This window comes from Campylobacter sp. CFSAN093246 (assembly GCF_012889415.1).
In the GTDB taxonomy this organism is placed as follows: Bacteria; Campylobacterota; Campylobacteria; order Campylobacterales; family Campylobacteraceae; genus Campylobacter_D; species Campylobacter_D jejuni.
Genome location: NZ_CP040613.1, coordinates 291,086 through 317,990, shown reverse-complemented (window position 1 = coordinate 317,990; position 26,905 = coordinate 291,086). Strand labels below are relative to the sequence as shown.

At 30.7% G+C, this 26,905-nt stretch carries 28 protein-coding genes; 12 read left to right on the top strand and 16 right to left on the bottom strand.

Translation table 11 applies throughout. The annotated features are described in order from the left end of the window. Window positions 1–70: 70 nt before the first annotated feature. From trpA to FBE87_RS01645, 6 genes are all read right to left on the bottom strand, one after another. On the bottom strand, window positions 71–820 hold the full coding sequence (gene trpA / locus FBE87_RS01670) for a tryptophan synthase subunit alpha (RefSeq protein ID WP_002854645.1): 750 nt from the start codon (window positions 818–820) through the stop codon (window positions 71–73). Next, entirely contained in the window at window positions 813–1,991 is a 1,179-nt protein-coding gene (gene trpB, locus FBE87_RS01665; RefSeq protein WP_002854204.1) for a tryptophan synthase subunit beta, read from the bottom strand. Before trpB ends, trpA begins: the two co-directional genes overlap by 8 nt. Further along, window positions 1,988–2,587, bottom strand: coding sequence for an N-(5'-phosphoribosyl)anthranilate isomerase (locus FBE87_RS01660; RefSeq protein ID WP_002872431.1), 600 nt, complete (start codon window positions 2,585–2,587; stop codon window positions 1,988–1,990). The genes trpB and FBE87_RS01660 overlap by 4 nt, the downstream gene beginning before the upstream one ends. Further along, window positions 2,574–4,175 carry an anthranilate phosphoribosyltransferase gene (trpD, locus tag FBE87_RS01655; protein ID WP_002867764.1) on the bottom strand — a complete coding sequence of 534 codons (1,602 nt, stop codon included), beginning with the start codon at window positions 4,173–4,175 and terminating at the stop codon, window positions 2,574–2,576. The genes FBE87_RS01660 and trpD overlap by 14 nt, the downstream gene beginning before the upstream one ends. Continuing rightward, entirely contained in the window at window positions 4,172–5,422 is a 1,251-nt protein-coding gene (locus FBE87_RS01650; RefSeq protein ID WP_002858746.1) for an anthranilate synthase component I family protein, read from the bottom strand. The genes trpD and FBE87_RS01650 overlap by 4 nt, the downstream gene beginning before the upstream one ends. 202 nt (window positions 5,423–5,624) lie before the next feature. Next, window positions 5,625–5,714 (bottom strand): hypothetical protein, encoded by a 90-nt coding sequence (locus tag FBE87_RS01645; protein ID WP_042635777.1) that lies wholly within the window; start codon window positions 5,712–5,714, stop codon window positions 5,625–5,627. 123 nt (window positions 5,715–5,837) lie between these two features. Between FBE87_RS01645 and FBE87_RS01640 the strand changes: the two genes are divergently transcribed. The 3 genes from FBE87_RS01640 to FBE87_RS01630 all read left to right on the top strand — a co-directional run bounded on the left by FBE87_RS01640 (window position 5,838) and on the right by FBE87_RS01630 (window position 9,969). After that, window positions 5,838–6,623: a sulfite exporter TauE/SafE family protein gene (locus FBE87_RS01640; protein WP_002873375.1), complete on the top strand. Its 786-nt coding sequence runs from the start codon at window positions 5,838–5,840 to the stop codon at window positions 6,621–6,623. A 72-nt stretch (window positions 6,624–6,695) separates the two neighbouring features. Continuing rightward, window positions 6,696–9,521, top strand: coding sequence for an excinuclease ABC subunit UvrA (gene uvrA, locus FBE87_RS01635; RefSeq protein WP_052799362.1), 2,826 nt, complete (start codon window positions 6,696–6,698; stop codon window positions 9,519–9,521). A 4-nt stretch (window positions 9,522–9,525) separates the two neighbouring features. Then, entirely contained in the window at window positions 9,526–9,969 is a 444-nt protein-coding gene (locus FBE87_RS01630; RefSeq protein WP_002868165.1) for a YqaA family protein, read from the top strand. On the opposite strand, the gene FBE87_RS01625 is transcribed toward FBE87_RS01630, so the two are convergent. Together FBE87_RS01625 and FBE87_RS01620 are read right to left on the bottom strand one after the other, a co-directional pair. After that, on the bottom strand, window positions 9,925–10,932 hold the full coding sequence (locus tag FBE87_RS01625) for a nucleoside hydrolase (protein WP_002860301.1): 1,008 nt from the start codon (window positions 10,930–10,932) through the stop codon (window positions 9,925–9,927). The two genes, FBE87_RS01630 and FBE87_RS01625, sit on opposite strands and share 45 nt — an antisense overlap. Beyond that, window positions 10,929–12,290, bottom strand: coding sequence for an MFS transporter (locus tag FBE87_RS01620; protein ID WP_038400997.1), 1,362 nt, complete (start codon window positions 12,288–12,290; stop codon window positions 10,929–10,931). Before FBE87_RS01620 ends, FBE87_RS01625 begins: the two co-directional genes overlap by 4 nt. Window positions 12,291–12,453: 163 nt before the next feature. On the opposite strand from FBE87_RS01620, the gene polA reads away from it, so the two are divergent. Genes polA through motB form a run of 3 tightly spaced genes read left to right on the top strand, consistent with a single transcriptional unit; the run spans window position 12,454 to window position 16,631 of the window. Further along, entirely contained in the window at window positions 12,454–15,093 is a 2,640-nt protein-coding gene (polA, locus tag FBE87_RS01615; protein ID WP_002868167.1) for a DNA polymerase I, read from the top strand. Window positions 15,094–15,108: 15 nt separating this feature from the next. Further along, entirely contained in the window at window positions 15,109–15,885 is a 777-nt protein-coding gene (motA, locus tag FBE87_RS01610) for a flagellar motor stator protein MotA (protein WP_002858693.1), read from the top strand. 2 nt (window positions 15,886–15,887) lie between these two features. Continuing rightward, the gene (gene motB / locus FBE87_RS01605) at window positions 15,888–16,631 is read left to right on the top strand and encodes a flagellar motor protein MotB (protein WP_002851120.1); all 744 of its coding nucleotides are present in this window, start codon (window positions 15,888–15,890) and stop codon (window positions 16,629–16,631) included. 5 nt (window positions 16,632–16,636) lie between these two features. Here the strand turns inward: motB and flhB are convergent, their stop codons facing one another. Both flhB and FBE87_RS01595 read right to left on the bottom strand, forming a co-directional pair. Further along, the gene (gene flhB / locus FBE87_RS01600; protein ID WP_002858726.1) at window positions 16,637–17,725 is read right to left on the bottom strand and encodes a flagellar biosynthesis protein FlhB; all 1,089 of its coding nucleotides are present in this window, start codon (window positions 17,723–17,725) and stop codon (window positions 16,637–16,639) included. A gap of 118 nt (window positions 17,726–17,843) precedes the next feature. Continuing rightward, complete coding sequence (locus FBE87_RS01595; protein ID WP_002854219.1) at window positions 17,844–18,440, bottom strand: peroxiredoxin; 597 nt, start codon at window positions 18,438–18,440, stop codon at window positions 17,844–17,846. 205 nt (window positions 18,441–18,645) lie between these two features. On the opposite strand from FBE87_RS01595, the gene FBE87_RS01590 reads away from it, so the two are divergent. From FBE87_RS01590 to FBE87_RS01565, 6 genes are all read left to right on the top strand, one after another. After that, a complete protein-coding gene (locus FBE87_RS01590) occupies window positions 18,646–18,930 on the top strand; it encodes a 4Fe-4S dicluster domain-containing protein (RefSeq protein ID WP_002854354.1) in 285 nt (94 codons plus the stop codon). A 112-nt stretch (window positions 18,931–19,042) separates the two neighbouring features. Then, on the top strand, window positions 19,043–19,456 hold the full coding sequence (gene ndk / locus FBE87_RS01585) for a nucleoside-diphosphate kinase (RefSeq protein ID WP_002854376.1): 414 nt from the start codon (window positions 19,043–19,045) through the stop codon (window positions 19,454–19,456). Next, on the top strand, window positions 19,457–19,810 hold the full coding sequence (locus FBE87_RS01580; RefSeq protein ID WP_100626291.1) for a hypothetical protein: 354 nt from the start codon (window positions 19,457–19,459) through the stop codon (window positions 19,808–19,810). It begins immediately after the preceding gene. Between the two features lie 23 nt (window positions 19,811–19,833). After that, entirely contained in the window at window positions 19,834–19,980 is a 147-nt protein-coding gene (rpmF, locus tag FBE87_RS01575) for a 50S ribosomal protein L32 (RefSeq protein WP_002858674.1), read from the top strand. Between the two features lie 5 nt (window positions 19,981–19,985). Then, window positions 19,986–20,972, top strand: coding sequence for a phosphate acyltransferase PlsX (gene plsX / locus FBE87_RS01570; protein WP_002860304.1), 987 nt, complete (start codon window positions 19,986–19,988; stop codon window positions 20,970–20,972). Next, window positions 20,965–21,939, top strand: coding sequence for a beta-ketoacyl-ACP synthase III (locus FBE87_RS01565; protein ID WP_002869731.1), 975 nt, complete (start codon window positions 20,965–20,967; stop codon window positions 21,937–21,939). Before plsX ends, FBE87_RS01565 begins: the two co-directional genes overlap by 8 nt. Here FBE87_RS01565 and FBE87_RS01560 read toward each other — a convergent pair. From FBE87_RS01560 to perR, 6 genes are read right to left on the bottom strand one after another with little or no spacing between them, the layout of a single operon-like run. Next, window positions 21,936–22,286, bottom strand: coding sequence for a RidA family protein (locus FBE87_RS01560; RefSeq protein ID WP_002860306.1), 351 nt, complete (start codon window positions 22,284–22,286; stop codon window positions 21,936–21,938). The genes FBE87_RS01565 and FBE87_RS01560 overlap by 4 nt on opposite strands. Next, window positions 22,283–23,359: a phosphoserine transaminase gene (gene serC, locus FBE87_RS01555; RefSeq protein WP_002860307.1), complete on the bottom strand. Its 1,077-nt coding sequence runs from the start codon at window positions 23,357–23,359 to the stop codon at window positions 22,283–22,285. The genes FBE87_RS01560 and serC overlap by 4 nt, the downstream gene beginning before the upstream one ends. Window positions 23,360–23,368: 9 nt before the next feature. Beyond that, window positions 23,369–24,532, bottom strand: a complete 1,164-nt coding sequence (xseA, locus tag FBE87_RS01550; protein WP_002859429.1) for an exodeoxyribonuclease VII large subunit — start codon at window positions 24,530–24,532, stop codon at window positions 23,369–23,371. Further along, on the bottom strand, window positions 24,529–25,236 hold the full coding sequence (gene ubiE / locus FBE87_RS01545) for a bifunctional demethylmenaquinone methyltransferase/2-methoxy-6-polyprenyl-1,4-benzoquinol methylase UbiE (RefSeq protein ID WP_052798276.1): 708 nt from the start codon (window positions 25,234–25,236) through the stop codon (window positions 24,529–24,531). Before ubiE ends, xseA begins: the two co-directional genes overlap by 4 nt. Window positions 25,237–25,238: 2 nt before the next feature. Continuing rightward, the gene (locus FBE87_RS01540; protein WP_002872046.1) at window positions 25,239–26,435 is read right to left on the bottom strand and encodes a hypothetical protein; all 1,197 of its coding nucleotides are present in this window, start codon (window positions 26,433–26,435) and stop codon (window positions 25,239–25,241) included. A gap of 45 nt (window positions 26,436–26,480) precedes the next feature. Next, window positions 26,481–26,891 (bottom strand): peroxide-responsive transcriptional repressor PerR, encoded by a 411-nt coding sequence (gene perR, locus FBE87_RS01535; protein ID WP_002872045.1) that lies wholly within the window; start codon window positions 26,889–26,891, stop codon window positions 26,481–26,483. Between the last annotated feature and the right edge of the window lie 14 nt (window positions 26,892–26,905).

Sequence of the window (26,905 nt, the reverse complement as noted above, 5' to 3'; positions counted from 1 at the left end):
AACTACCACCTTTATAAAAAACTTAATTTAAAATTATAGTAAATATAAAATAAAAATATGTTTTAAAATTTTATTTTTTGAAAATTTCTTCAATATCTTTCATTATTATATCCAAATTTCCTTGTTTAAAACACTTTACTATGCTAGTTCCCACAATCACTCCGTCAGCAACTTTTCTCATTCTTTTTACATCTTGATTATTTTGAATGCCAAAGCCTACAAAAATAGGCAAATTTGTAAAAGATCTGATTTCTTTTACTTTATCTTGTAAGATTGCTTCTTCGACACTTTTCGTACCTGTAATACCTATGCTTGCTAATAAATAAATAAAACCTTTAGCATGTTTTACTAACTTTTTAACCCTTTCTTTAGGGGTTGTAACACTTACAAGTGTAATTAAAGCTATATTATATCTTTCACACTCTTTAATTAAATCATCACTTTCTTCAAAACTCAATTCAGGCACAATCAAAGCACAAATCCCTAAAGATTTTGCTTTTTTTACAAATTTTTCCAAGCCATAAGAAAAAATTAAATTATAATAAACCATAAAAACCAAAGCTTTTTTAGTTTTTATCCTAGCTAAAAGCTCAAAAACACTATGAATATCCACGCCTTGATCAAGAGCTATTTTTGCCGCATCTGCAATAATCTCACCATCGGCAATAGGATCACTATAAGCAACACCAAGTTCTAAAATATCAATAGGGCTTTGATCCAATCTTTGCAAAAAAGCTTCACTTGTTTGAAGATTTGGATAACCTAAAACCGTATAAGCCACATTTGCATTTTCTTTATAAAATTTTCTAAAATCAACCATAAATCACCCCTTTTTTATAATCTCTAATCATTTGCATATCTTTATCTCCCCTGCCTGAAAGATTTACTACTATCACGCTTTTCTTTTTTAAAGTTGGACAAAGTTTTTCTAAAAATGCCAAAGCATGCGAACTTTCAATCGCTGCAATAATACCTTCTTCTTTACAAAGTAATTTTAAAGCCTGCATACATTCTTCATCACTTATAGCATGATATTGCGCTCTTTTGCTTTCAAATAAAAAAGCATGCAAAGGACCAATTCCTGGATAATCAAGCCCTGCAGAAACACTATGTACAGGCAAGATATTGCCTAAATCATCTTGTAAAACCTTGGTTTTCATACCGTGAATAATGCCTGTTTTTCCCTTATTTAAAGTCGCTGCATGATAAGGCGTATCAATGCCAAGCCCCCCTGCTTCAATACCTATAAGTTTAACATTTTCATCTTTGATAAAATCATAAAAAATCCCAGCTGCATTGCTTCCACCCCCAACAGCTGCGATAATATAATCTACTTTTTTATTGAGTTTTTGAAGTTGCATTTTGCATTCTTTTCCTATAATACTTTGAAAATGCATTACCATTTTAGGATAAGGATAAGGACCTACCGCACTTCCAACCACATAAAAAATATTTTTAATATCTCCAACCCAAGCTTGAATAGCCGCAGTAGTAGCTTCTTTTAGAGTTTTAAGCCCACTTTGTACTGCATGAATTTTAGCACCCAAAAGCTCCATTTTATAAACATTTAAAGCCTGTCTTTGCACATCGGTTGCCCCCATATAAATTTCACATTCAAGTCCTAAAAGTGCTGCTGCAGTGGCTGTTGCAAGCCCGTGTTGACCTGCTCCTGTTTCTGCTATGATTTTTTTCTTTCCCATTTTTTTTGCTAAAAGGGCTTGAGCGATGGCATTATTGATTTTATGTGCTCCGGTATGATTTAAATCCTCGCGTTTTAAATAAATTTCATGCTGATATTTTTTGCTTAAATTTCTAGCAAAATAAAGTGGAGTAGGACGCCCTACATAAGTTTTTAAAAGCTCGTTTAATTCTTTTTTAAAGAGTTTATCTTTAGAAAATTTCAAAAAAGCACCTTCTAGCTCATTTAAAGCAAACATTGCACTTTCAGGCAAAAACTGCCCACCAAAATCCCCATAATACGCTTTTTTCATTTTTTCAACTCCTTTAAAATTTGTTTTATTTTGTTGATATCTTTTAAGCCTTTTTCATCTTCAAGTTTTGAATTAAGATCTAAAATTTTAGCTCCCGTTTGTACAGCCTTATGAACATTATCCAAACCTATGCCTCCAGCTAATGCAAAATCTTTAGTATAAGAACCTAATAAAGTCCAATCAAAACTTATTCCATTACCGCCCTTTAAAATTCCCTTAGCATCAAAAAGTACTAAATTAGCAAAAATTTCACTTTTTAAATCTAAACTATTTTCCACACTAATCACCTGCCAAACAAAAACATTTTGCACCTTTAAAATTTCAAATTCTTCTTTGGTAATAGTGCGATAAATTTGTATCCCATCAAGCTTAGCTTCTTTAATACATCTTAAAATTTGTTCCAAATTTTCATCTACAAAAACACCGACAACTTTTTTATCTTTTTCATGAAAAATTGCACTTAAATTTCTTGCTTGTTCTAAACTCACTCTTCTTGGACTTTTAGCAAAAATAAGTCCAAAAAAATCAATATTTAAAAAAGCTAAATCTTTGGCATTTTTTTCATCTTTAATACCACAAATTTTAAGCTTTAGCATAAGCTTGATACTCCTTAAAATATTCTATAACCTTACCTGAATAAATGGCTTCTAAAATCATATCTTTAGCCACTAAAGGCGAACTTGCTTTATTGGCTGTATAAAGTGCAAACATAGCATTTAAAACTACCAAATCAAATTTTGCCCCTTGCATTCTACCGCTTAAAATATCTTTTAAATCTTTAGCGTTGTCATATGCACTAGATCCTATGATTTCACTATGAAAAGCTCTTTTAAAACCAAATTGTTCAGGACAGATAGAATACTCTAAAATTTCTCCTTCACAAAGCTCATAAATTTTACTTTCATCGCAAATACTAAGCTCATCCATACCATCATTTCCTCTTACCACTAAAGCTTTTTTGCGTCCTAAATTTTTTAAAACCTCTATCAAAAGCCTATGCACAGGTGCGTGATAATTTCCCATAAGTTGATATTTTAACTTTAAATTAGGGTGCAATAAAGGACCTAAAACATTAAAAACCGTTCTTACTCCAAGTCTTGATCTGACCTCTTTAAGTTCTCCTACCAAAGGATGAAAAAATGGAGCATGTAAAAAACTAAGCCCTTGATTATTTAGTTGTTTTAAAACTGATTCTAAAGTGTTTGGAGTAGTTATATTTAAAGCTTCTAACACATCTGTACTTCCGCTAGAACTTGAAATGGCACGATTTCCGTGTTTGGCTACTTTTACTCCTAAAGCTGCTAAAATAAAAGCACTAGTCGTAGAAACATTGATACTTTTAAAACCATCTCCACCTGTTCCACAAATATCAATCATCTCACTCTCATCACTAAAAGTTTGAGAATATCTTAAAATTTGTCTTACAAAAGCACTTAAAGATTTTTCGTTTAAAGACTTTTCAGTGATTAAAATCAACAAAGCCGCTACTTGTAAAATTTCATAATCTTTAGACATAATAATCTTACAAATTTGCTCAAAATCATCGCTTTGTAAAAAATGATTTTCACTCATTTTTTGCAAATAAAAACTTAAAGGATTTTCTTGTTTTTGTGGTTTTTTTATATCTTGTTTTAAAAAATTAGAAAAAAGTTGTAAGCCATATTCACTAAAATAGCTTTCAGGATGAAATTGCACACCATAATAAGGTAAATTTTTATGTCCCAAAGCCATAATCACACCCTTTTCATCAAGGGCTAAAATTTCAAGCTCATCACTAAGCTGTTTAACCTCTAAAGAATGATAACGCATTACACTAAAATTTGAAGGCAAATTAGAAAATAATTCATTTTCCCTGCACTGTTTTATCAAAGAATTTTTTGCATGCATAGGCTCTTGCATCTTAACCACTAAAGAATCAAAAGCTAAAGCTAAAGCTTGATGCCCTAAGCAAATGCCCAAAACAGGGATATTAAGCCTTGCTTTAAAAATTTCAAGACAAATCCCACTTTGACTTGGATGCTTTGGACCAGGACTTAAAATAATATGAGTAGGATTTAAATTTTTAATTTCACTCAGAGAAATTGCATCATTTCTTCTTACTAAAATTTCATCATTGCTGAGTTGCTCTAACATGCTTTTAACATTAAAAACAAAAGAATCATAATTATCAATTAAAAGTATCATTGATTTTCCTTTTTTAAATTTTCAAAAGCTACCAAAAGCGCCTTGCGTTTAGCACAAATTTCTGCATATTCTTTTTGACTCTCACTTTGCAAAACAATACCCGCCCCACTTGCCAAATAAGCCTTATCTTGAGTAAAAAAAGCGCAACGGATTAAAATCGCTAAAGTTATGTCTTCGTTAAAATTTAAAAATCCTACCGCACCACCATAAATTCCACGATCGCAATCTTCAAGCTCGCTAGTGATCTCTAAAGCTCTTATTTTAGGAGCTCCGCTTAAAGTTCCCGCTGGAAAAACTGCTTCAATCACATCAAAAATACTCGCATCTTCTTTCATATTGGCATACACTTCACTCACTATGTGCATTACAAATTTATTTTTAATAATAGAAAAAAGATTTTCCACTCTTGTTTGAGTGCCAAATTTAGAAGCATCATTTCTTGCTAAATCTACAAGCATCTTATGTTCACTAAGTTCTTTTTCATCACTTAAAAGATCTTTTTCTAAAGCTAAAAGATCACAGTTATTTTCCAAATTTCTAGTTCCAGCAATAGGGGCTAAATAAATCTCTCTTTTTTTAATTTTCAATAAAAACTCTGGAGAAGAACCCAAAACAACACCATATTTACTTGGAAAATAAAACATATAAGCGCTTGGATTTAAAGCACTTAAACTCTCATAATAATCAAAAGCATTTACTTGATGTTTGATACAAAGTTGCTTACTTAAGACCACTTGAAAAATATCTCCACTTAAAAGATATTCTTTGGCTTTTTCGCACATTTTTAAAAAATCATTTTTTTCATCTTCTAAAGAATTTAAAATTTCAAAATCATTTTTTTGTTTCTTTTTCATTGGTTCAATATCATCTTTTAAATATTCAAAATATTTTGAAGCACCAAATTTAAAAAACATCTTGCTATTTTTCTCATAAATCAAATAAGCCTTAGCATTGGCAAATAAAAATAAAGGAAAATCATAATTTTTCTTAGAAGAAAGTGGAATTTTTTCAAACAAAGATACAAAATTTGCACTAAAAACTCCAAAAAATCCAGCAAAGTCGCAAATTTTATTCTTGCTTAAAGCTTCATAATATTTTGCCTTAAACTCGCTAAAGGATAATTCATTAGCATCTAAATAATCACAATCAATCCCTATAATTACCTTGGTCAAATCCTCTGCAAAATAAGAATTTTCAAATTTTTCAAGGATTTGTCTATAATAAAAATTTACATTTTTAACAAACATAATAAACCTTTTTTTAAAAAAAATAAATTAAAATAATATTAAAGAAAAAATTTAGATAAAAAGAATTTTAGAAACGCCAAGAGCGAAGAGTGTGTGTAAGTTTTAAAATCAAAGAATTACTAAAAAAATCATTTTCACTCATCTTTTACCTTTCTTATAAAATATTTCAAAAATTAAGACTTTTATGAAAATTTTTAAAGTCTTAATTAATTTTAATCAATAAATATAAATTTTGCTTTAAATTTAAAATAAATATTATAAAATCTTTATATTTTATAATATTTTGAAACATTTTTACGATGCTTAAAGTTACCAAAAAAAATATTCTATTGTTATAAAAAACTAAGATAATACTTAGCTTAATAAGATAAAATTATTCCGTATTTGAAATATTTAGTATTTTTTAGGAAAAGCTATGGAAATCACAGATTTACCTTATCTAATCATAGGAATCATTTCAGGTATTGCTTCTGGACTTTTTGGCATTGGTGGAGGTATGATTATCGTTCCTTCTATGTTCGCACTTGGAGCAAGTGCTCACCATGCTATCGGAATTTCAGTATTACAAATGATTTTTGCAGCAGTTTTTGGCTCTTATATTAATTATAAGAAAAAAAATCTAAATCTTAAAGATGGTATTATGATAGGTTTTGGAGGGCTCATAGGGGCAAGCTTTAGCGGAATGCTTTTAAAAGCTTTAAGTGATGTAGCTCTTACTAGCGTATTTTTGGCGGTAAGTTGTATATTTTTTATCAAATATGCTTTTGGAATTAAAGAAAACATTGTGCAAAATCAAAGAAGCGTTTGTGTAAAGAATGTCATTTTATTTATTGCTGGAGCTTTTACTGGTATTTTTGCTATTTCTTTGGGAATTGGTGGCGGACTTTTAATTGCTCCGATTTTAGCTTATTTTTTAGGCTATGATAATAAAAAAGTTGTTTCCTTATCCTTGTTTTTTGTTATTTTTGCTTCAGTCTCTGGTATTATATCTTTTTCAAATTCTGGAGTTATAGACTCTGAAGTTATTCATAAAGGAATACTAGTAGGTATAGCTTCTATGGTTGGAGTTTTTATAGGAATTAAAATCATAGAAAAAATGCATATTTCAGCTCATAGAAAAATTTTACTTTGCGTATATGCCTTATCAATACTTGGAACCACCCACTCTTTGCTTAATAAGCTAAATTTTATAAATTTTTAACTTGGATTTATCCAAGTTCTTTTAATATTATTATGCTAAAATCTTAAATTTATTTAATGTTTAGGAAAGACTATGAACGATACCATAAAAATCATTGGCGCAAGAGAAAATAACCTAAAAAATATCCACCTTGAAATTCCCAAAAACAAACTCATTGTTTTTACAGGACTGAGCGGAAGTGGAAAATCAACCCTTGCTTTTGGAACTCTTTATGCTGAAGGACAACGCCGTTATATAGAAAGTTTAAGTGCTTACGCCAGACAATTTTTAGATAAGGTAGACAAACCTGATGTCGATAAAATCGAAGGTTTAACTCCAGCCATTGCCATAGATCAAAAAACTACTTCTAAAAATCCACGCTCTACTGTAGGAACCATCACTGAAATTTATGATTATCTAAGACTTTTATACGCAAGAGTTGGCATTCAACATTGTCATCAATGCGGACAAAAAATTTCGTCTATGAGTGTAAGTGATATAGTTAGTGAAATTTTAAAATTTCCAAAAGGTGCAAAAATCATCATCTACGCCCCACTCATACGAGAAAAAAAAGGAACTTATGCAGATTTGCTTGAAAATTTACGCAACAAAGGCTATGTAAGAGCTCAAATTGATGGAGTTTTGGTAAGACTTGATGAAGAAATTGAACTAGCCAAAACCAAAAAACACACCATTAAACTTGTCATAGATAGGCTTGAAATTCAAGAAGATTTACTTTCTCGTCTTGCAAGCGATATAGAAAAAGGCTTACAAGAAAGCTTTGGAGAAATAGAAATAGAAGTTTTAAATCATGAGGAAATAAACCTTAATAAACACTATCATTTTAGCGAGCATTCAGCTTGTTTTGATTGTAAAATTTCCTTTGTTCCACTCGAGCCTTTAAGCTTTTCTTTTAATTCTCCAAAAGGAGCATGTGAAGCTTGCGATGGACTTGGAATTCGTTATACTTTAGATATGAAAAAAATCATCGATGAAAATTTAAGTCTCGAAAACGGTGCTGTTAAAATCATGTATGGTTTTAATAAAAGTTATTATTATAAATTCCTAATCGCCTTTTGCGAACAAAATGAAATTCCTATCAAAATACCTTTTATGCAATTAAACGAAGAACAAAAACGTCTTGTATTGTATGGTAATGCCAAAACTATAGAATTTCTTTGGAAAAGAAATCGCCTAAAACGCACTTTTGAAGGCGTGGTTAAAATGGCTTATGAAATGCTAAAAGATGAAAAAGATTTAGCCGAATATATGAGTGAAAAAATTTGTAAAGACTGCGGTGGGCATCGTTTAAAACCTGAAAGTTTAGCCGTGAAAGTAGCCAAAAAAAGCTTGGGTGAAATTTTAGATATGAGCATAGAAGATAGTACGGCCTTTTTTGCAGATGAGAAAAATTTTTCTTATTTAAGCGAGCAACAAAAACTTATTTCTAAACCTATCCTAAAAGAAATCAACGAAAGATTGTTTTTCTTGTATGATGTGGGGCTAGGTTATCTTTCTTTAGGGCGCGATGCAAGAACGATTAGTGGGGGTGAAGCACAAAGAATCCGCATAGCTTCACAAATTGGCAGTGGTTTAAGCGGAGTGATGTATGTCTTAGATGAGCCTAGCATAGGACTTCATGAAAGAGATACTGCAAAACTGATTAAAACTTTAAGAAATTTACAACAAAAGGGCAATACCCTAATTGTCGTAGAGCATGATAAAATGACCATAGAAGAAGCAGATTTTATTGTAGATATTGGTCCAAAAGCAGGAAAATTTGGGGGTGAGGTTGTATTTAGTGGAACTTATAAAGAACTTTTAAAAAGCAAAAGCGAAACTGCACTTTATATGAATGGTAAAAAACAAATTTCACAACTTCAAAACAGAACACAGAAAGAATGGCTTGAGCTTAAAAATGTAAATATTAACAATATCCAAGATTTAAGCGTAAAATTTCCTTTGCAAAATTTAGTCGCTATAACAGGAGTTTCAGGTTCTGGAAAAAGCTCTTTGATACTTCAAACCCTACTTCCTTTTGCACAAGAGGAATTAAACCGTGCGAAAAAAGTTAAAAAACTTGGCGGAGTACAAATAGAAGGACTTGAAAAACTTGATAAAGTCATTTATCTTGATCAAAGCCCAATTGGGCGCACACCACGTTCAAATCCTGCCACCTATACAGGTGCTATGGATGAAATCAGAAATCTTTTTGCCGCCACTAAAGAAGCCAAAATGCGTGGTTATAAAGCCGGACGCTTTTCTTTTAATGTCAAGGGTGGAAGATGTGAGAAATGTAGCGGAGATGGAGAAATCAAAATAGAAATGCATTTTTTACCTGATGTTATGGTAGTTTGTGATACTTGCGGGGGCAAACGCTACAATGATGCCACGCTAGAAATTAAATATAAAGGCAAAAATATCAGTGAAATTTTAAATATGAGTGTTTTAGAAGCGAGTGAATTTTTTACAGCCGTTCCTAAAATCAAACAAAAATTAGATACTCTAGTAAAAGTGGGTTTAGATTATCTAACTCTAGGACAAAATGCCACCACCTTAAGTGGAGGTGAAGCACAAAGAATCAAACTTGCTAAAGAACTAAGCCGTAACGATACAGGAAAAACGCTTTATATACTTGATGAACCTACAACAGGACTGCATTTTGAAGATGTCAATAAACTCATCTTAGTTTTACAACATTTGGTTGATCTTAAAAATTCTGTTTTTGTGATAGAACATAATTTAGATGTGATTAAAAATGCTGATTATATCATCGATATGGGGCCTGAAGGTGGAGTTAAAGGTGGAAAAGTTATAAGCACAGGAAGCGTGGAAAAAGTCGCTAAAGAACACAAAAAAACCCGTTCTTACACAGGATATTATCTAGACTTAGAGCTTAAAAATACACAAAAATCATAATTTTATGTTTGATTTTTTATATAATGATATTAGCTATTTGGGGCTTTTCATGGTGTGTTTTCTTTCAAGCACACTATTACCCTTAGCAAGTGAAGCCTTTGTTTTAGGCTTTATAAAACTTGATTTTACTCCGAATTTGGTACTTATCGTAGCCACTTTGGGTAATACCTTAGGAAGTTTAAGTACTTATGCTTTAGCGTATTTTGGAAAAGAAAAAATTTTAGAAAAATACTTTAGCAAATCCTTAAAAAAATTAGAAAATTTCAATGCTAATTTTGCTAAATTTGGAAGTATATTTGCTTTTTTTACTTTTTTACCTTTAGTAGGAGATCTTTTTGCCTTGGGACTTGGTTTTGCGAAATATTCTTTTTTAAAAACTATATTTTTTATCTTACTTGGAAAATTAAGTCGTTATGCTTTCATAATTTTCATAGCAAACTCCTTTTAAAAACCTCTCTTTTATAAGTTTTAAAAGCTTTGCATTGTCTACATTTTTTAGAATTTTAACACAATTTTTAGTGCTTAAATCCACCCCCATACTCATTTTTGGTTCTTTAAAACAACGCCAACTCATACCTCTTGCCAAAGAACTATCGCAAATAACATCAGCATAACACTCATCAAAATCTGCAATACTAGAATCTAATGCGTAAGCTATCGTTAAAGCATCATGTATCCAAGTTCCCTTTGTACCACGTGTTTTAGAGGCATAATCAATCCAAACACCTAAAGTTTCAACGATAAAATCACATAAAATATTCTTACCTTGCAACTCTTTTAAATCCTCGTGTGTTAATAAAGTCTGCATGGTTGCATTATAAGGTATGAGTGTAATTTTAGCTCTTGAATTTAGCACTATACTAGCCGCCTCAGGATCAAAACCAAAATTTGTATCTTTAGTGTAATAAGGCATATCAAAACTGCCGCCCATAATAAAAAGCTCTTTAAGATTTATATCAAAATCTTTAAAAATTTTCATAGTCATAGCGATATTTGTCAAAGGTCCTATCGCACAAATAGAAATTTCTTTAGGATTTTTACTCACCAACTCACCCATTTTAAAAATCGCATCAGGATTTATATTTTCTAAAATTTCAGGACTTTTTATATTTTCCCAAAGATATTCAAGTTTAAAATTTTTAACACTTTCATCAAGTCTTTGACGCCAAGCTTTACTTGGTTCTTTTAGGGCTTCATTCGCTCCCAAATAAACGGGGATATTTAAATTTAAACGTTTAAATAAATCCTTAGCCACACTATAGGCAACAAGGCTTGGAACATTACCGCAAACTGTGCTTAGCATTTCAAGTTTGATTTCTTTAGATGACAAAATCAAAGCAAGTGCTAAACCATCATCAGTATTTGCTCCTGCAATAGCATTGCCTATGTCCGTGTCTAAGATAAGTCTCATATCGCATCTTCTATTTTATTTAAATCTCTACCTCTAGTTTCTGGCGCAAAAAATGTAGTCACAAAACCTATACCTGCAGTTAATACAAAATATGTCGCGATAGGCCACCAAGCGCCATAATATGCAAGCAAAGCAGAAGCCACCATAGGCGCTGTTCCTCCTGAAAGAATAGAACCTAGCTCCTTAGCAAAAGCCATTTTTGTATAACGGTTTTTTACCCCAAAAAGCTCCACACCCCAAGCCGCTTGCACACCAAAAATCCCTAAAGATGCTAAAGACATACCTACAATAATAGTTAAAATCACAATAATTTCATTTTTACTATCTAAAAGCATAAAAGCAGGAAAAGCATAAATCATTAAAAGCAAACAAAACATTCTATAAGTAATACATCTTCCAAATTTATCACTTAAATAACCCGCCAAAGGAATAACTAAAAACCCTACCAATGAAGCTATCATTACCGCTGTAGTAGCTACTGATTTGTCTAAAAGTAAAATTTTAGTCACATAACCTACAATAAAACCTTGCGCAAGATAAGAAGGTCCATTTTCGCCTATTCTTAAGCCCACCATAGTCCAAAAAGCACGACTTCTTTGCCAAAAACTTCTTTCATCTTTTTTCATATGCTTTTCGTTATTAAGACGCAATTTCATCATTTCATTTTTTTGCTTTTCAAAAACAGGGGTTTCTTTGACATGAAAACGAATATATACAGCAAAAAGAGCGATTAAAATACTTCCCATAAAAGGAACTCTCCAGCCCCATTCTTTAAAACTTGCTTCATCCATTTGTACCATCAAAAGCCATACAAAAGACGCAAGCAAAGTTCCACTATTTGATCCTAAAGCAATCACAGAAGAAACAAGCCCTCTTCTCTTGCTAGGAGCATATTCTCCTAGCATAACTGTTCCACCTGAAAGTTCAGCTCCTGCGCCAAAACCCTGCATAAAACGCAATGCAACCAAACAAATAGGCGCCCAAACACCAATCACTGCATAACTTGGGATAAAACCTATCAGAGTAGTTGAAATTCCCATTAAAGCTATTGTAGCCATCATAACATTTTTTCTTCCGTGTTTATCACCTAAATGACCAAAAAACAAAGCCCCAATAGGTCTTGCAATAAAACCTATGCCATAAGTTACAAAACTAAGCAAAAGTGCAATTACTGGAGTTTGCTCAGGAAAAAATACTTCTGAAAAAATTGTTGCAGCTGCTAAACCATAAAGTGCAAAATCTGCATATTCCATAGCAGTTCCCAACCAGCAAGAAAAAACTGCCTTTTTAAAAACTTTTCTACCTTCAGGTGTGTTAAAATTCTTATCTGCAATTCCATCAATTTGCTGATTTGTCATTACATTTTCCTTACGTTATTCATATAAAATTTTTACTCTACTCGATATTATGACTAAAAATTGAAGTATTTTCGCTTAAATATCTTTAAATTTCGAGACATTTTAAGCAAAATTTTGAAATAATATAACCAAAAAATATATTTTATCAAAAGAAGAAATTATTATGAAAACTTTAACTATTATTGATACTTTTGGATTTTTTTTCAGACTTTACTACGCATTAAAAGGTTTTAAAAATTCACAAGGACAAGCTAGTGGAATGATTAGCGGTTTTGCAAATTTTATTTATAGCTTAAAAAATGAATATAAAAGTGATTATATTGTTTTTGCATTAGATTCCAAAGGAAAAACTTTTCGTAGTGAAATTGATCCAAACTATAAACAAAATCGCACTCCACCACCGCCTGAACTTCTAGAACAAATTCCAATTTGCATAAAGATGATAGAAAAAATGGGTTTTATAAGCGTTTCTCAAGAAGGTTATGAAGCCGATGATATCATCGCTTCTTTTGTAAAAACTTGTGAAGATAGGGATATTTTTGTACGCATTATCACTCAAGATAAAGATCTTTATCAACTCATAAAAGATGGTAAAACAAGCATTTACAGTCCTATTTCTAAAAACGACTATGATGAAGCAGCGTGTTTAGAAAAATACGGAGTAAAACCTAATCAAATCAGAGATTTTTTAGCTCTTTGTGGGGATAGTTCTGATAATATTCCAGGCGTTAAAGGTATAGGTGTAAAAGGAGCTAAAACCTTGCTTGATGAGTTTGGTAGCATAGAGGGAATTTATGAAAATTTAACCCTAGTACGTAACGAAAGAAGTCGTAACTTGCTTTTAGAGGGTAAGGAAAATGCATTTTTAAGCAAAAAATTAGCTTCTTTGTATGACAATTTAGAAGTACAAAATCTCATAGAAAAAGCCACTTATCCTGATGAAGAACCTCTTTTAAAAATACTTGAAATTTTAGAACATTACGAACTTAATACTTTGCTTAAAAAACTGCGTCAAAATCCTGATAATAAAGATAAAAATTTAGGTTTTAAAGCCACTTTAGTACAAGATGAAAACAAACTTTTTGAAATTTTAAATACCCTTGATAAAGAAAGTATTATTGCTTTTGATACCGAAACCACAGGACTTGATACTAAAGAAGCAAAAATTGTTGGTTTTAGTTTTTGCATGAATGAAAATGAAGCCTTTTACGTGCCTTTAACTCATAATTATCTTGGAGTAGGTGAGCAAATCTCATTGCAAAGTGCCAAAAAAGCTATAGAAGTAATCTTTAATCATTTTGTTATAGGGCACAATCTCAAATATGATTTTAAAATCATTCAAAACAATTTTGGATTAAATTTACCTCAAAAATACGCAGATACAATGATTTTGGCATGGCTTAAAAATCCTTCTTCAAGAGTAAATATGGATGATTTAGCCTTAAGACTTTTTAATTACGAAACCTTGCATTTTGAAAGCCTTGTTAAAAAAGGAGAAAATTTTGCAAGTGTAGAACTTGAAAAAGCTTGTAAATACGCTGCAGAAGATGCTTATATCACTTTAAGATTTTATCTTTATTTTTTAAAAAATCTTGAAACTCCTTTATTAGAACTTGCTAAAAACTGTGAATTTGATTTCATTAAAATCATTATGATGATGGAAGAAAATGGCATAAAGCTTGATACAAATGCACTTGAAATCCTTATGAAAAAATTTGAAAATGAAATCAAAAATTTAAGTGAAGAAATTTATACTCTTTGTGAGGATAGATTCAACCTAAATTCACCTAAACAAGTAGGTGATATACTTTTTGAAAAACTCAAACTCCCAAGTGGAAAAAAAGGTAAAACAGGATATTCTACCGATGAAAAAGTTTTAAATGCACTTTTAGATAAACATCCTGCGATTACCAAAATTTTAGATTATAGGGAACTTGCCAAGCTTTATTCCACTTATTGCGAACCTTTGTTAAAACTAGCATTAAAAGATAAAAATTCACGCATTTATTCAAGTTTTTTACAAACTGGAACCGCTACAGGACGCCTTTCATCTAAGGATCCAAATTTGCAAAATATTCCTGCACACGGACAATACGCAAAAGATTATAAATCTTGCTTTGTAGCTAAAGATGGATTTAGTTTTATCTCTCTTGATTATTCTCAAATCGAACTGAGAATGCTTGCACATTTTAGCGAAGATGAAAAACTTTTAAATGCTTTTGCCAACGATGAAGATATACATGCAAGAACAGCTATAATGATTTTTGGAGAAAGCAATTATGAAACCAGAAGTGTTGCAAAAAGTATAAATTTTGGACTTATTTATGGCATGGGCTATAAAACTTTAAGTCAAAATTTAAAAATAGAAGCTCATTTAGCCAAATCTTACATAGAAAAATATTTTGAAAATTTTACTAGTATTAAAAAATATTTTGAAACAGTTAAAAATGAAGCTAAACAAAATGGCTTTATCACTACTTTAAGCGGTCGCAAGCGTTATTTTGATTTTGAAAACGCAAAACCTATGCAAATTGCCATGTATGAAAGAGAAAGCATTAATTCAATCTTACAAGGCTCAGCGGCTGATGTAATCAAACTTGCAATGCTAGAAATCAATAAAGAATTAAATGAAGACAAAAAGCTTATTTTGCAAATTCACGATGAATTAATTTTTGAAGTAAAAGACGATTTGTGTGAAAATTTTGTAAAAAAAACTAGAGATATTATGGAAAATATAGTAAAATTAAAAGTAAAATTAAAAACAAGTTCAAGTATCGCCAAAAATTGGGGCGATTTAAAATAATCAAGGAGATAATTAATGGATCTTTCAACCATATTAGGAATGGTGCTTGCAGTTACTAGTATTTCGGTAGGAGATATACTAGAGGGAGGCAATCCTTTGCATGTTGTGCATCTTTCTTCCTTTCTCATAGTTATGCCAACAGCTGCATTTTGCGCAATGACTTCTACGCATAAAAAAATTGTAAAAGCAGCCTACAAAGAACTCAAAGTTGTTTTTAAAGGTTCTGGAGTAAATTTACCCGAAAGGATAGCCCAGTTAATAGAATTTGCTATTATTGCAAGACGAGATGGTCTTTTAGCGTTAGAATCAAGAACCAGTGAGATTGAAAATGAATTTTTAAAAAATGCTATGATGATGCTTGTAGATGGTAAAAGCTTTGAAGAAATTCATGAAAGCATGGAAATACAAACTGAACAACTTGAAGAGCATTATAAAGAATGTGCAGAATATTGGATAGTATTTGGAGAGACTTGTCCTACCATGGGGCTTGTTGGAGCGGTTTTTGGACTTATTTTAGCTCTTAAATTACTAGACAATCCTCAAGCAATGGCAGCAGGTATTTCAGGTGCTTTCACAGCTACAGTTACGGGAATTTTTGGCGCTTATGCACTTTTTGCTCCTTGGGGGAAAAAATTAAAAGCTAATGGAATGGATCTTGTAAAAGAGCAAATTGTTATTACTGAAGCTATAAAAGGAATTGCAGAAGGTGCCAATCCTAGAGATTTAGAAGCTAAACTTTTTAACTTCTTAAGTCACGATGATCCAAGAATTTCACAATTTGACAAAGGTTAAAAATGGCTAAAAAACATAAATGCCCAGAATGTCCAGCAGGTGAAAAATGGGCTGTGCCTTATGCAGACTTTCTAAGTTTGCTTTTGGCACTTTTTATTGCTCTTTGGGCAATTTCTAAAACAAATCCTGCTAAAGTAGAGGCTTTAAAAACTGAATTTGTTAAAATCTTTGATTACACCTCTACTCAAACAGTCAAAGAAGAGAGTAAAACCCAAGAAAAATATAAAGGCGCAGCAAAAGAAGAAAGCGATGAACTCAAATCGTTAAAACAAATGACTATGACACAGCAAGAAACTATCAAACGTCTTCAAGCAGCTCTAGATCAAAGCGATAATCAGGTTGCTCTTAACCTTCCATCTAAAGTTGAATTTGAAAGAGGTAGTGCTCAAATCGTTTCAGCTGATATACAAGATTATTTAAAACGTATGGCTGAGCTAACAACATATTTGCCACCTCAAGCAAAAATAGAAATTAGAGGCTATACAGACAATAGCGACTCTATTATAAGAAGTTATGAACTCGCCTACCAAAGAGCGGAAAATGTATTAAAATATTTTATAGAAGGTGGAGCAAATTTGAAAAATATTAGCATTAAAAGCTACGGGCTTAATAATCCTATCAATGGAAATCCACAAACTCTAGAAAATAATAGAGTAGAAATATATTTTAAAGTCGATACAGCAGATACAAGTACTCAAAAATCGGTTCTTGAGCTTATTAACAAAATAGGAACTAAAGCACCTTAAAAGTTTTAGTTTCCTTTTTTTACTTGACCAGCTAAACGACTCTTATTATTTGTATTATAAACAAATCCTAGCACCTCAGCTACAGCTTTAAACATTTCCCTAGGAATAAGATCATTAACATCACAAGCTTTATAAAGCTCTCTTGCTAAAGGAGGATTTTCATAAACTACAACATTATTTTCATAGGCTACTTGTTTTATGCGAAGAGCGAGAAAATCCACTCCTTTGGCAACAACCCTAGGGGCTTGTTCTTTACCTGTATCATAACGAATAGCTACGGCATAATGCGTTGGGTTTGTGATCACCACATCCGCACCTGCAACATCTTGAACCATACGACGACGCGCAGCTTCCATTTGAAGTCTACGAATTCTACCTTTAACCTGAGGATCTCCTTCCATTTGTTTATACTCATCTTTTATTTCTTGTTTGCTCATACGCAAACCTTTAAAATACTGAAAACGCACCAAAAAAACATCTAAAACAGCAATAATTAAAAAAGCAACTATAACAATAGCTGCTAAAACAATAGCTCTGTCTCTTAGCCAAGTAAGCTGTGCAACCATAGTATAAAGCTCAACTCTTGGAAGCTCTTGCATAAATTTAAGTAAAACTATAAAAGCTATAGTAAAAACAATACCCACTTTTAAAATAATTTTTATACTTTCAACAATTTTTTTCAATGAAAAAAGGTTTTTTAAACCTTTTAGAGGATTGATTTTTCCTAAATTTGGCATAATAGGTTTAGTTGTAAAAATAAAACCAAATTGCATAATATTTCCCAAAACCCCAGCAATCATAATACTTAAAACAATAGGTGCAAGAATAATTAAAACCTCAAAAATGCTTTTAATCATAATGGCTTGAATAATACGCAAATCAAATTCAACACCAATAAAACTTTGATAGTATCTATATAAATTTACAATTCTCTCGCCCATAAAACTCATCATAAATAAAGTTATAGTTACTCCAATTATCAAAGTTACAATAGCTGCCGCATCTTGAGACTTTGGAACATTACCTTCTTTACGCGCATCTTCTATCTTTTTGGACGTGGGTTCTTCTGTTTTTTCTTGATCTTCGCCTGCCATATTTTAGCCTAAATAAAAATTTTAATATGTGTGTAAAATTATAGTAGAAAATTTATGAATTTCAATTAAAGAATAAAAATGAAGAAAAAGCCTCGTAAAGAGGCTTTATACTAAGAAATTAAAGTTTAGCTTCGTTTTTGCCAAGATATTCAGCCACGCCTTTAGGGTTAGCTTTCATACCTTCATCGCCCTTATTCCATCCTGCAGGACAAACTTCACCATGCTCATTTGTAAAAAGCATAGTATCAACCATTCTTAACATTTCATCTATATTTCTACCTAGTGGTAAATCATTAACCACAGCATGGCGAACTGTTCCATCAGCATCAAGCAAGAACGAACCACGAAGGGCAACTGCTTCTGCATAAAGTACATCAAAATTTCTAGCAATCTGCTTAGTTAAGTCAGCAACAAGCGGAAATTTAACCTGACCAATACCACCTTGATTTACTGGAGTATTTTTCCAAGCAAAATGTGAAAATTCATTATCTCCTGAAATTCCAATTACTTCAATGCCACGATTTTTAAATTCTTGATATCTTTTGTCAAAAGCTATAATTTCTGAAGGACAAACAAAAGTAAAATCTTTTGGATAAAAGAATACTACCGCTCCTTTTGGACCTATGTTTTTATAAAGATTAAAATCTTGAACAATTTCATTGTTTCCCAATACTGCTGGAGCAGTAAAATCTAAAGCTTTTTTAGTAACTATCATATTTTCTCCTAAATAATAAATTTTATTGATAACGAAATTATATCGTTTAAATCTTTATTTTTTTTTAAATATCTAAAATAATATTAAAAATTTAAGAAAGTTATAATTATTATCAAATAATGTAAATTTTTGATTATCAAAATTTACATTATTTAAGAATTTTATGCTAAAATCTTTTAAATCTTAATATTAAAAAGGAGAAAAAATGGCTGTAAAAATTACAGATATATGTATTGCTTGTGGTTCTTGTATTGATGAGTGTCCAGTGAGTGCTATCGTTGATGATGCTAACAATCCAGAAGGTGAAGATAGATATTATGTTTATGCAAACAAATGCGTTGAATGCGTAGGACATAATGATCAACCAGCTTGTGCCAGTGCTTGCCCAACAGATGGATGTATAGTTTGGAGTGCTGTAGAATCAGGACAACCAAGTCGTGATAATATTGGCGCTGATATGAGAAGTGGGGACACTCCAGTTTTTGCATAATTTTAAAAAATTAAAAAGCTAGAGATTCCTAGCTTTTTCTTTTAATTTAACTTTCTTTAAACAAATTCAAGTATAATTTTAAGCTTTATTAAAATAAGGAGTTATTACAAAGATGGAAAAAACTTTATCTATAATTAAACCTGATGCTGTTAAAAAAGGTGTTATAGGAAAAATTTTAGATCGTTTTGAAAGCAATGGATTAAGAATCGCTGCAATGAAAAAAGTTCAACTTAGTAAAGAACAAGCTGAAAATTTTTATGCTGTTCATAAAGAAAGACCTTTTTTTAAAGACTTGGTTGAATTTATGATTAGCGGTCCTGTTGTTGTTTCTGTACTAGAAGGAGAAGGTGCTGTATTAAAAAATAGAGATTTAATGGGAGCGACAAATCCTAAAGAAGCTAAAGCAGGAACAATTAGAGCCGATTTTGCTGAGAGTATTGATGCTAATGCTGTTCATGGAAGTGACAGCTTGGAAAATGCAAAAATAGAAATTGATTTTTTCTTTAAACCAAATGAAATTTGCTAAATGAAAATCCCTTTTTCTAAGATTAATACAAAGGAATATCCTTTTAAGCTTAATCTTGAAAATATGATTTTTGAGGGAAATTTAGTAAAAATAAATCCTAAGCTTGTTAAAATAAATGCTATTATGCAAGGTTTTATCTATAGACCTTGTGATAGTTGTGGAACTGAGTTAGAACTTGAAATTAAAGAACATTTAGAACTTTTTGCAAGTGATGGTATTTTTAAAGATGAAGCAAACGAATTGAGCAATACTATAGAATTTTTTGATGGACATATTAATTTAATAGAAGTTGCTATTAGCGAGCTTGAAGCTTATTTGAGTGATTATTTTTATTGCATAAATTGCAATAATTAATTAAATTTTATAAAGGAGAAAAAATGGCAGTACCAAAGAGAAGAGTGAGCAAAACTCGTGCAGCTAAACGCAGAACTCACTATAAAGTTAGTCTTCCTATGCCTATAAAAGACAAAGATGGAAGCTACAAAATGCCTCACCGTGCGAATCCAACAACTAAGGAATATTAAAATCAATGATTAACATTGCCATTGATGCAATGGGTGGTGATTTTGGAGAAAAACCCATTATAGAAGGCGTTTTAAAGGCACTAGAAGCAAAACCTTTTAACGCTATCTTAGTGGGAAATTCTAAAATTCTAAAACCTTTAATACCAAAAAAATTAGAACAATATATACAATACGAAGAAGCTAGTGAAATTTTTTCGATGAATGGAAATGCCACAGATGCTTTAAAAAATAAAGAAACAACCATATACAAAGCTATTAATTTATTAAAAGAAAAAAAAGTAGATGCTGTAGTTTCAGCGGGTCATAGTGGAGCAAGTATGTCTTTGGCTACCTTAAGGCTTGGAAGACTTAAAGGTATTTCAAGACCTGCTATTGCCACTTTAATGCCAAATATCGTTAACAGAACTTTACTTTTGGATGTTGGAGCTAATACAGATTGTAAAGCTGAAAATTTATTTCAATTTGCCATAATGGGTGAAGTTTATGCTAGAGAAATTATGCAAATTCAAAAACCACGCCTTGCTTTACTTTCTAATGGTGAAGAAGAATGCAAAGGCAATGAACTTACCAAAGAAAGTCATCAGCTTATGAAAAAAATTCCAAATTTTATAGGTAATGCTGAAGGTAGAGATATTTTCAATGGTGAAATAGATGTTTTAGTCTGCGATGGTTTTGATGGAAACGTTATCTTAAAGGCTTGTGAAGGTGTAGCAACAGCTATTTTTCAGCTTCTAAAAAACGAAGTAAAGCAATCTTTTATTTCTAAAATAGGTGCTTTACTTATGAAGTCATCTTTTAAAAAATTAAAAAAACACACAGATTGGCAAGAATATGGCGGAGCACCCCTTCTTGGAGTTAATGGCTGCGTGATCATAAGTCATGGAAAAAGTGATTCTAGAGCTATTAAAAATGCAATTTTTCAAGCTATAAATTTTAGCCAATCTCATATCAATGAACTTATAGAAAATGAACTTGGGAAATACAATGCTTAAAGCCGGTCTTAAAAGTATAGCTTCTTATATTCCAGAAAAAATTTTAAGCAATGCTGATCTTGAAAAAATAGTAGATACCACCGATGAATGGATCACTAGACGCACAGGTATTAAAGAAAGACGCATTGCCAGTGAAAATGAAAATTCTAGCGATTTGGGCACAAAAGCTGCATTAAAAGCCATAGAAAGAGCAAATTTAAAACCTGAAGATATTGATGCGATTCTTGTAGCCACTTTAAGTCCTGATTATTTTACTATGCCTTCAACGGCTTGTAAAATTGCTTCAAATTTAGGACTTGTAAATATTAGTGCTTTTGATATTTCAGCAGCTTGTTCTGGTTTTATCTATTTGCTTGAACAAGCTAAAGCCTTAGTAGAAAGTGGTTTGAAAAAAAATGTTTTAATCGTAGGAGCTGAAAAAACAAGTTCAATTATGGATTACAATGACAGAAGCATTTGCATACTCTTTGGAGACGGTGCGGGTGCTGGAGTTGTAAGTTTGGACAATGAAAATCATATCCTTGATGTACATACTGCAAGCAATGGTAATTATGGAGATCTTTTAATGACTCAAAGATCGCAAAAATCAAGTCTATGTCAAACACTTTCTATGCAAATGAAAGGCAATGAAGTTTTTAAAATAGCAGTAAACACGCTTAGCAATGATGTTGTAGAAATTTTAGCTAAAAATAACATTTTAGCACAAGAAATTGATCTTTTTATTCCTCATCAAGCTAATCTACGCATCATTAAAGCCGTCCAAGAAAAACTCAATCTAAGCGATGAAAAATGTGTGATTACCGTACAAAAATATGGCAATACTTCAGCTGCTTCTATACCTATGGCAATGAATGATGCCTATGAAGAAGGACGACTTAAAAAAGGAAATCTGATCTTACTAGATGCTTTTGGCGGTGGTTTTACTTGGGGATCTGCGCTTTTAAAATTTGGAGGAGAGAATTTTTAATTCTCTCTTAGCTTTCCAAAAGCTTGAATTTCTACCAAATAACCCTCTGCTAAAGCACTTCCTACACAAGCTCTAACAGGTTTAGGATAATTTTTAATCCAAGCATCATAAGTTTCATTCATTGCATCAAAATCTTGCATATTAGCTAACCAGATTTGAATTTGAATCAAATCTCCTTTGCTTGCGCCTATTTTTTCAAACAAAGCATCAAGTTCTGCAAGCGCTTCTTTAGTTTGTTTTTTAATATCTCCGCTAGGTTCAAAAGCCACTTGTCCTGCAGTCTTAAAATATTTATCAAAAACAATAATTTGCGACATTCTATCGCACTCATCAAAACGCTTTATCATGCATATTTTCCTTGAAATTCTTTCATAAATTCACACAAGGTTTTTACCTGATCCAAATTAAGCGCATTATAAATACTTGCACGAATTCCTCCTAAAATTCTATGTCCTTTAAGTCCTATCATTCCAGCTTCTTCGGCTTCCTTTACAAAAAGAGGCTCTAAATCTTTATTTTTAGCAATATTAAAACTCACATTCATTAAAGATCTGTCCTTTTTATCTGCATGTCCTTTATAAAATCCATTACTTAAATCAATACACTCATAAAGCATAGCAGCTTTTTGAGAATTTTTCTCATGTACTTTATCAAGTCCGCCTTGATTTAAAAGCCAATCCATTTCAAGATTAAACATATAAATGGCAAAGGTTGGAGGCGTATTAAACAAGGACTGATTCTCAGCATGAGTCAAATAATTTAACATACTAGGAATTTGTTTATTTTTAGATCTTTCTAACATATCTTTACGGATAAAAATACAACTTAAACCCGAAATTCCAGCATTTTTTTGCACTCCGCCATAAAAAAGAGCAATATTTGAAAAATCTACTTTTCTAGAAAAAAAATCACTCGATGCATCCACAATCAAAGGAGTTTTAGTTTTAGGATAATTTTGATATTGAGTGCCGTAAATAGTATTGTTAGAACAAATATAAGCATAATCAGCATTATCTCTAAATTCCACTCTAGGAATATGATTAAAATTACTTTCCTCGCTACTTGCTACGGTTTTAACATTGACACCTAAAATTTGTGCTTCTTTAATTGCTTTTTTTGTCCAAACTCCTGTATTTGCATATTCACAAATCCCATTTAAAGCCAAATTCATAGGAATCATAGCAAATTGTAAACTTGCTCCACCTTGTAAAAATAATACTTCATAATCATCATTTAACCCGTAAAGTTTTTTAGCTTTCTCTTGTGCTCCAAAATGCACTTCTTCAAATACTTTTGTGCGGTGAGAAATTTCCATTATAGAATAACCCCTACCCTGATAATCACAGAGTTCTTTTTGAGCTTGCTCTAAAATTTCTAAAGGTAAAGTCGATGGCCCTGCACTGAAATTGATTTTTCTCATAATCTATCCTTATAAAATTTTTGCTTCTTTTTGAGAAGTTTGAGAACTTAAAATAACGATATCATCACTCTTAAGATCTTCTAAATTTGCTATTTTACCATTTTTTCTGATACAAATAAACTTTTTGCTTTTATTAAAAAAATTCTCATGTTGCAAATAAGCATTTTGCAATTTATCTAATTTTAATTCATTATAACGCATTTGATTTGCCAATAGATGATTTAATTGCTTTTCTATATTATGGCTTTGTTTTATTTTTTCATCTATTATTTTTGGCAAAGAATTAAATTTGAAAAATTTGCTTAAATTTAAAAGCAAATTTTCATAATTTTGTATTTTATAATTCCAAAGTTGCATTAATTTTTCTTCCATTAAATCCAAACTTTGCTCTATATCCAACTTAGAATAAAACAAAGTATCTATAGCAGCTGAAGGCGTTGGAGCTCTAAAATCTGCAACAAAATCACTAATAACATAATCAATCTCATGTCCTATGGCTGAAATAATAGGAGTTTTTGCTTTAAAAATCTCTCTTGCTAAATTTTCATCATTAAAACAAAAAAGATCTTCTCTGCTTCCTCCACCACGTGCTATAATAAGAACATCTAAATCCATATCATCGGCTTTTTTTAAAGCTTGTATAAGAGAAAAAGGAGCATTATTTCCTTGAGTTAAAGCATCAAAAATATAAATTTTTGCCAAAAAATATTCTTTTTGGTGAATAAGTTTTAACATATCTTGCAAAGCAGCAGAAGTTTTTGAAGTGATAATGCCTACTTTTTTAGGAAATTTTGGCAAAGATTTTTTAAAGCGTGGATCAAAAAGTCCTTCTTTTTGCAAACGCTCTTTTAAAGCCAAAAACTGTGCTTCCAAATCCCCAAAACCTGCTTTTTTCATACTAGTAGCGATAAATTGATAACGACCACTTTCAGGATATAAACTTACACTTCCACAAAGCTCTAAAAAATTCCCCACAGCTGGTTTAAATCCGACTTTTAAATTAGCTCCTTTAAACATAGCACAAGCAATGCTTGATCTTTCATCTTTTAAATCAAAATACCAATGTCCTGAACCATGCAAAGTAATTTTTGAAATTTCTCCACTTAAAACTATATCATCAAAATGTGTTTCTAATAAAGCCTTTGCTTTAAGATTTAATTCTGTTGGTGTCATAGTTTTTTTGCTATAAACATTGAACTCACGCCAAAGCTAAAACTTTTATAATCAAGTATTTCAAAACCAGCATTTTTAAGTTCTAAGATGAACTCTTCCTTACTTAAAAATCCTTCAATAGAGTTTGGCAAATACTCATAAGCACTTTTATTTTTACTGATTATCCCACCTATACTTGGTAAAATATTTTTAAGATAAAAATCTCTACAAGCTGCTATAAATCCACCCTTTTCTCTTTTTGTAAATTCCAAAACTACCAAAATACCATCTTTTTGAAGTACTCTAGCAAATTCGCTTAAGGCTTTTTGTCTTTCTACAACATTGCGAATGCCATAACTAATACTTAAAATATCTAAACTTTGACTTTCTAAAGGTAAATTTTGCGCCCCTGCTTTTATAAATTCGACATTTGGAAATTTTTCTTTTGCAACATTTAGCATGCCACTACTTGGATCAATACCTTTAATATTTAAAATATTTTTTTCCATTTTTAAAGCACTCTCTTGCCAAATCTCTATCATATCCCCTGTGCCACAGGCAATATCAGCGATTTTTAAATCTTTTTTTAAATACAAACTCATCACTCTTTGACAAGCTTTTTTGCGCCACGCTACATCAGCTCCAAAGCTTAAAATTCTATTCGCCTTATCATAAGTAGGTGCAATTTGATTAAACATTTCTATAATTTTTTCTTGTTTTTGCATTTTTATCCTTTGTAAATTTTCAAATTTTTACTTGATTTTTTAAGCAATTTGCAAAATTTATTTTTATTATTGATTATTTTGGAAAAAATATTTTTATCCCTATCTTTGGAATATTTTTCATAAAGTTTGTTTAAATTTTTTATCTCTAAAAAATGATAAAAATATTCTAAAAATATTGCCAATTCAAAAAAACTATTTTCAAAAAGCTCTAAATCAAAATTTTTTAGTATATTTTTTCTAAATAAAATAATTTTTTTTCTAAGTTCTAACGCAACAAGTTGTTTAAAAAACCTATCTTTGCAATCGCCTTCATAAAAAGAATTTTCCTTTATGAAAAAATCAAAATCATTAAACAAATCTTGGATTTTTTCATCGCTTAAAAATAGCAATAAATCTTGATTTGAATTTTCACTTGCTAAAATATCTTGAGTTTTTTTCGTTATATCTTTAAACTTTAAAGCCAAAATATTACTCAAATTTTTATCTAAAATAGTATTCATACTTGATAAAACTATATACAAGCTTCTTGAATAAAATAAAAATTCGCATAAACTTTGCTTATCTTTTCTCTCTAAAGATAAAGTCCAATAAAATTTTAATTTTTTAAATAAATAAAATAAAAAAATTCTAAATCCATCATAAGCATTAATATAATTTGGAAAATCCAAGCTAAAATTCTGATTTTTTTCTATAATTTTAAAACATTTCTCTATATCAAAATTTTGATATTCAAAACCATATAAAACGATATGTTTAGAATTTAAATCATGATGTAATTCTTTTTGAATTTTAAAATCTTTAGGAATTTTAAATTCATTGGAACTATCCAAAGTTGGAAAAAATATTTTTAAAATACAAATTTTAGGCTCTTCATAAATATCAATATAACTTTTTAAAGAGCAAAATTTAAATTCGAAGCGTTCTTTTTTAATGCTCTTTCCTATAATCTTTTTTCGAGCTTTTTCAAATTTTTTTTTAGAAATTTTCTCTTCTTGATTCTGTTCTAAAATTGAATTATTAAATTTTGTAATTTTATAAAATTCATTGCAAAAACTTTGAAATTTAACACTATGATTTGAAGTTATTTGAGTATAAAAAGTTTCAAATTTAGAATTTCGAAAAGGTATATTATCTTTTTTTAAATTCTCTAAAAGAGTGCAATCAGATAGTAAAAAGTTTTTTTGAATTTCATAAACCATTAAAATAACCCTTAAAATATATGGGTTATTTTAACCTTATTTTGCTTAATGACACTTTTTGCAATTATCAACATAAGCACAAACAGACAGATGATTGACGAGATTGCCTATCTTTTTTTCTAAATGCTCTTGATATTCATAAAGCTTAGCATCTTTAAAACTTAAATCCTCTATACCACCACATTTGGTGCAAACAACATGAATATGTTCTTCTTCATAGATATCGTAACAAGTTTTTTGATTTAAAACATTGATTTCAACAACTAAACCTTGTTCTTGTAAAGTATTAAGATTTTTATAAACCGTCGCTAAAGAGATTGAAGGGTATTCTTTTTTAATTTCTGTATATAATTCATCAATATTAGGATGCTCATGTCTTTTTAAAATTTTTAAAACACATAGTCTTTGCGGAGTAGCTTTTAACTCATGTTTTTTAAGCATTTGTAGTAATTCCATTTTATTTATTCCTT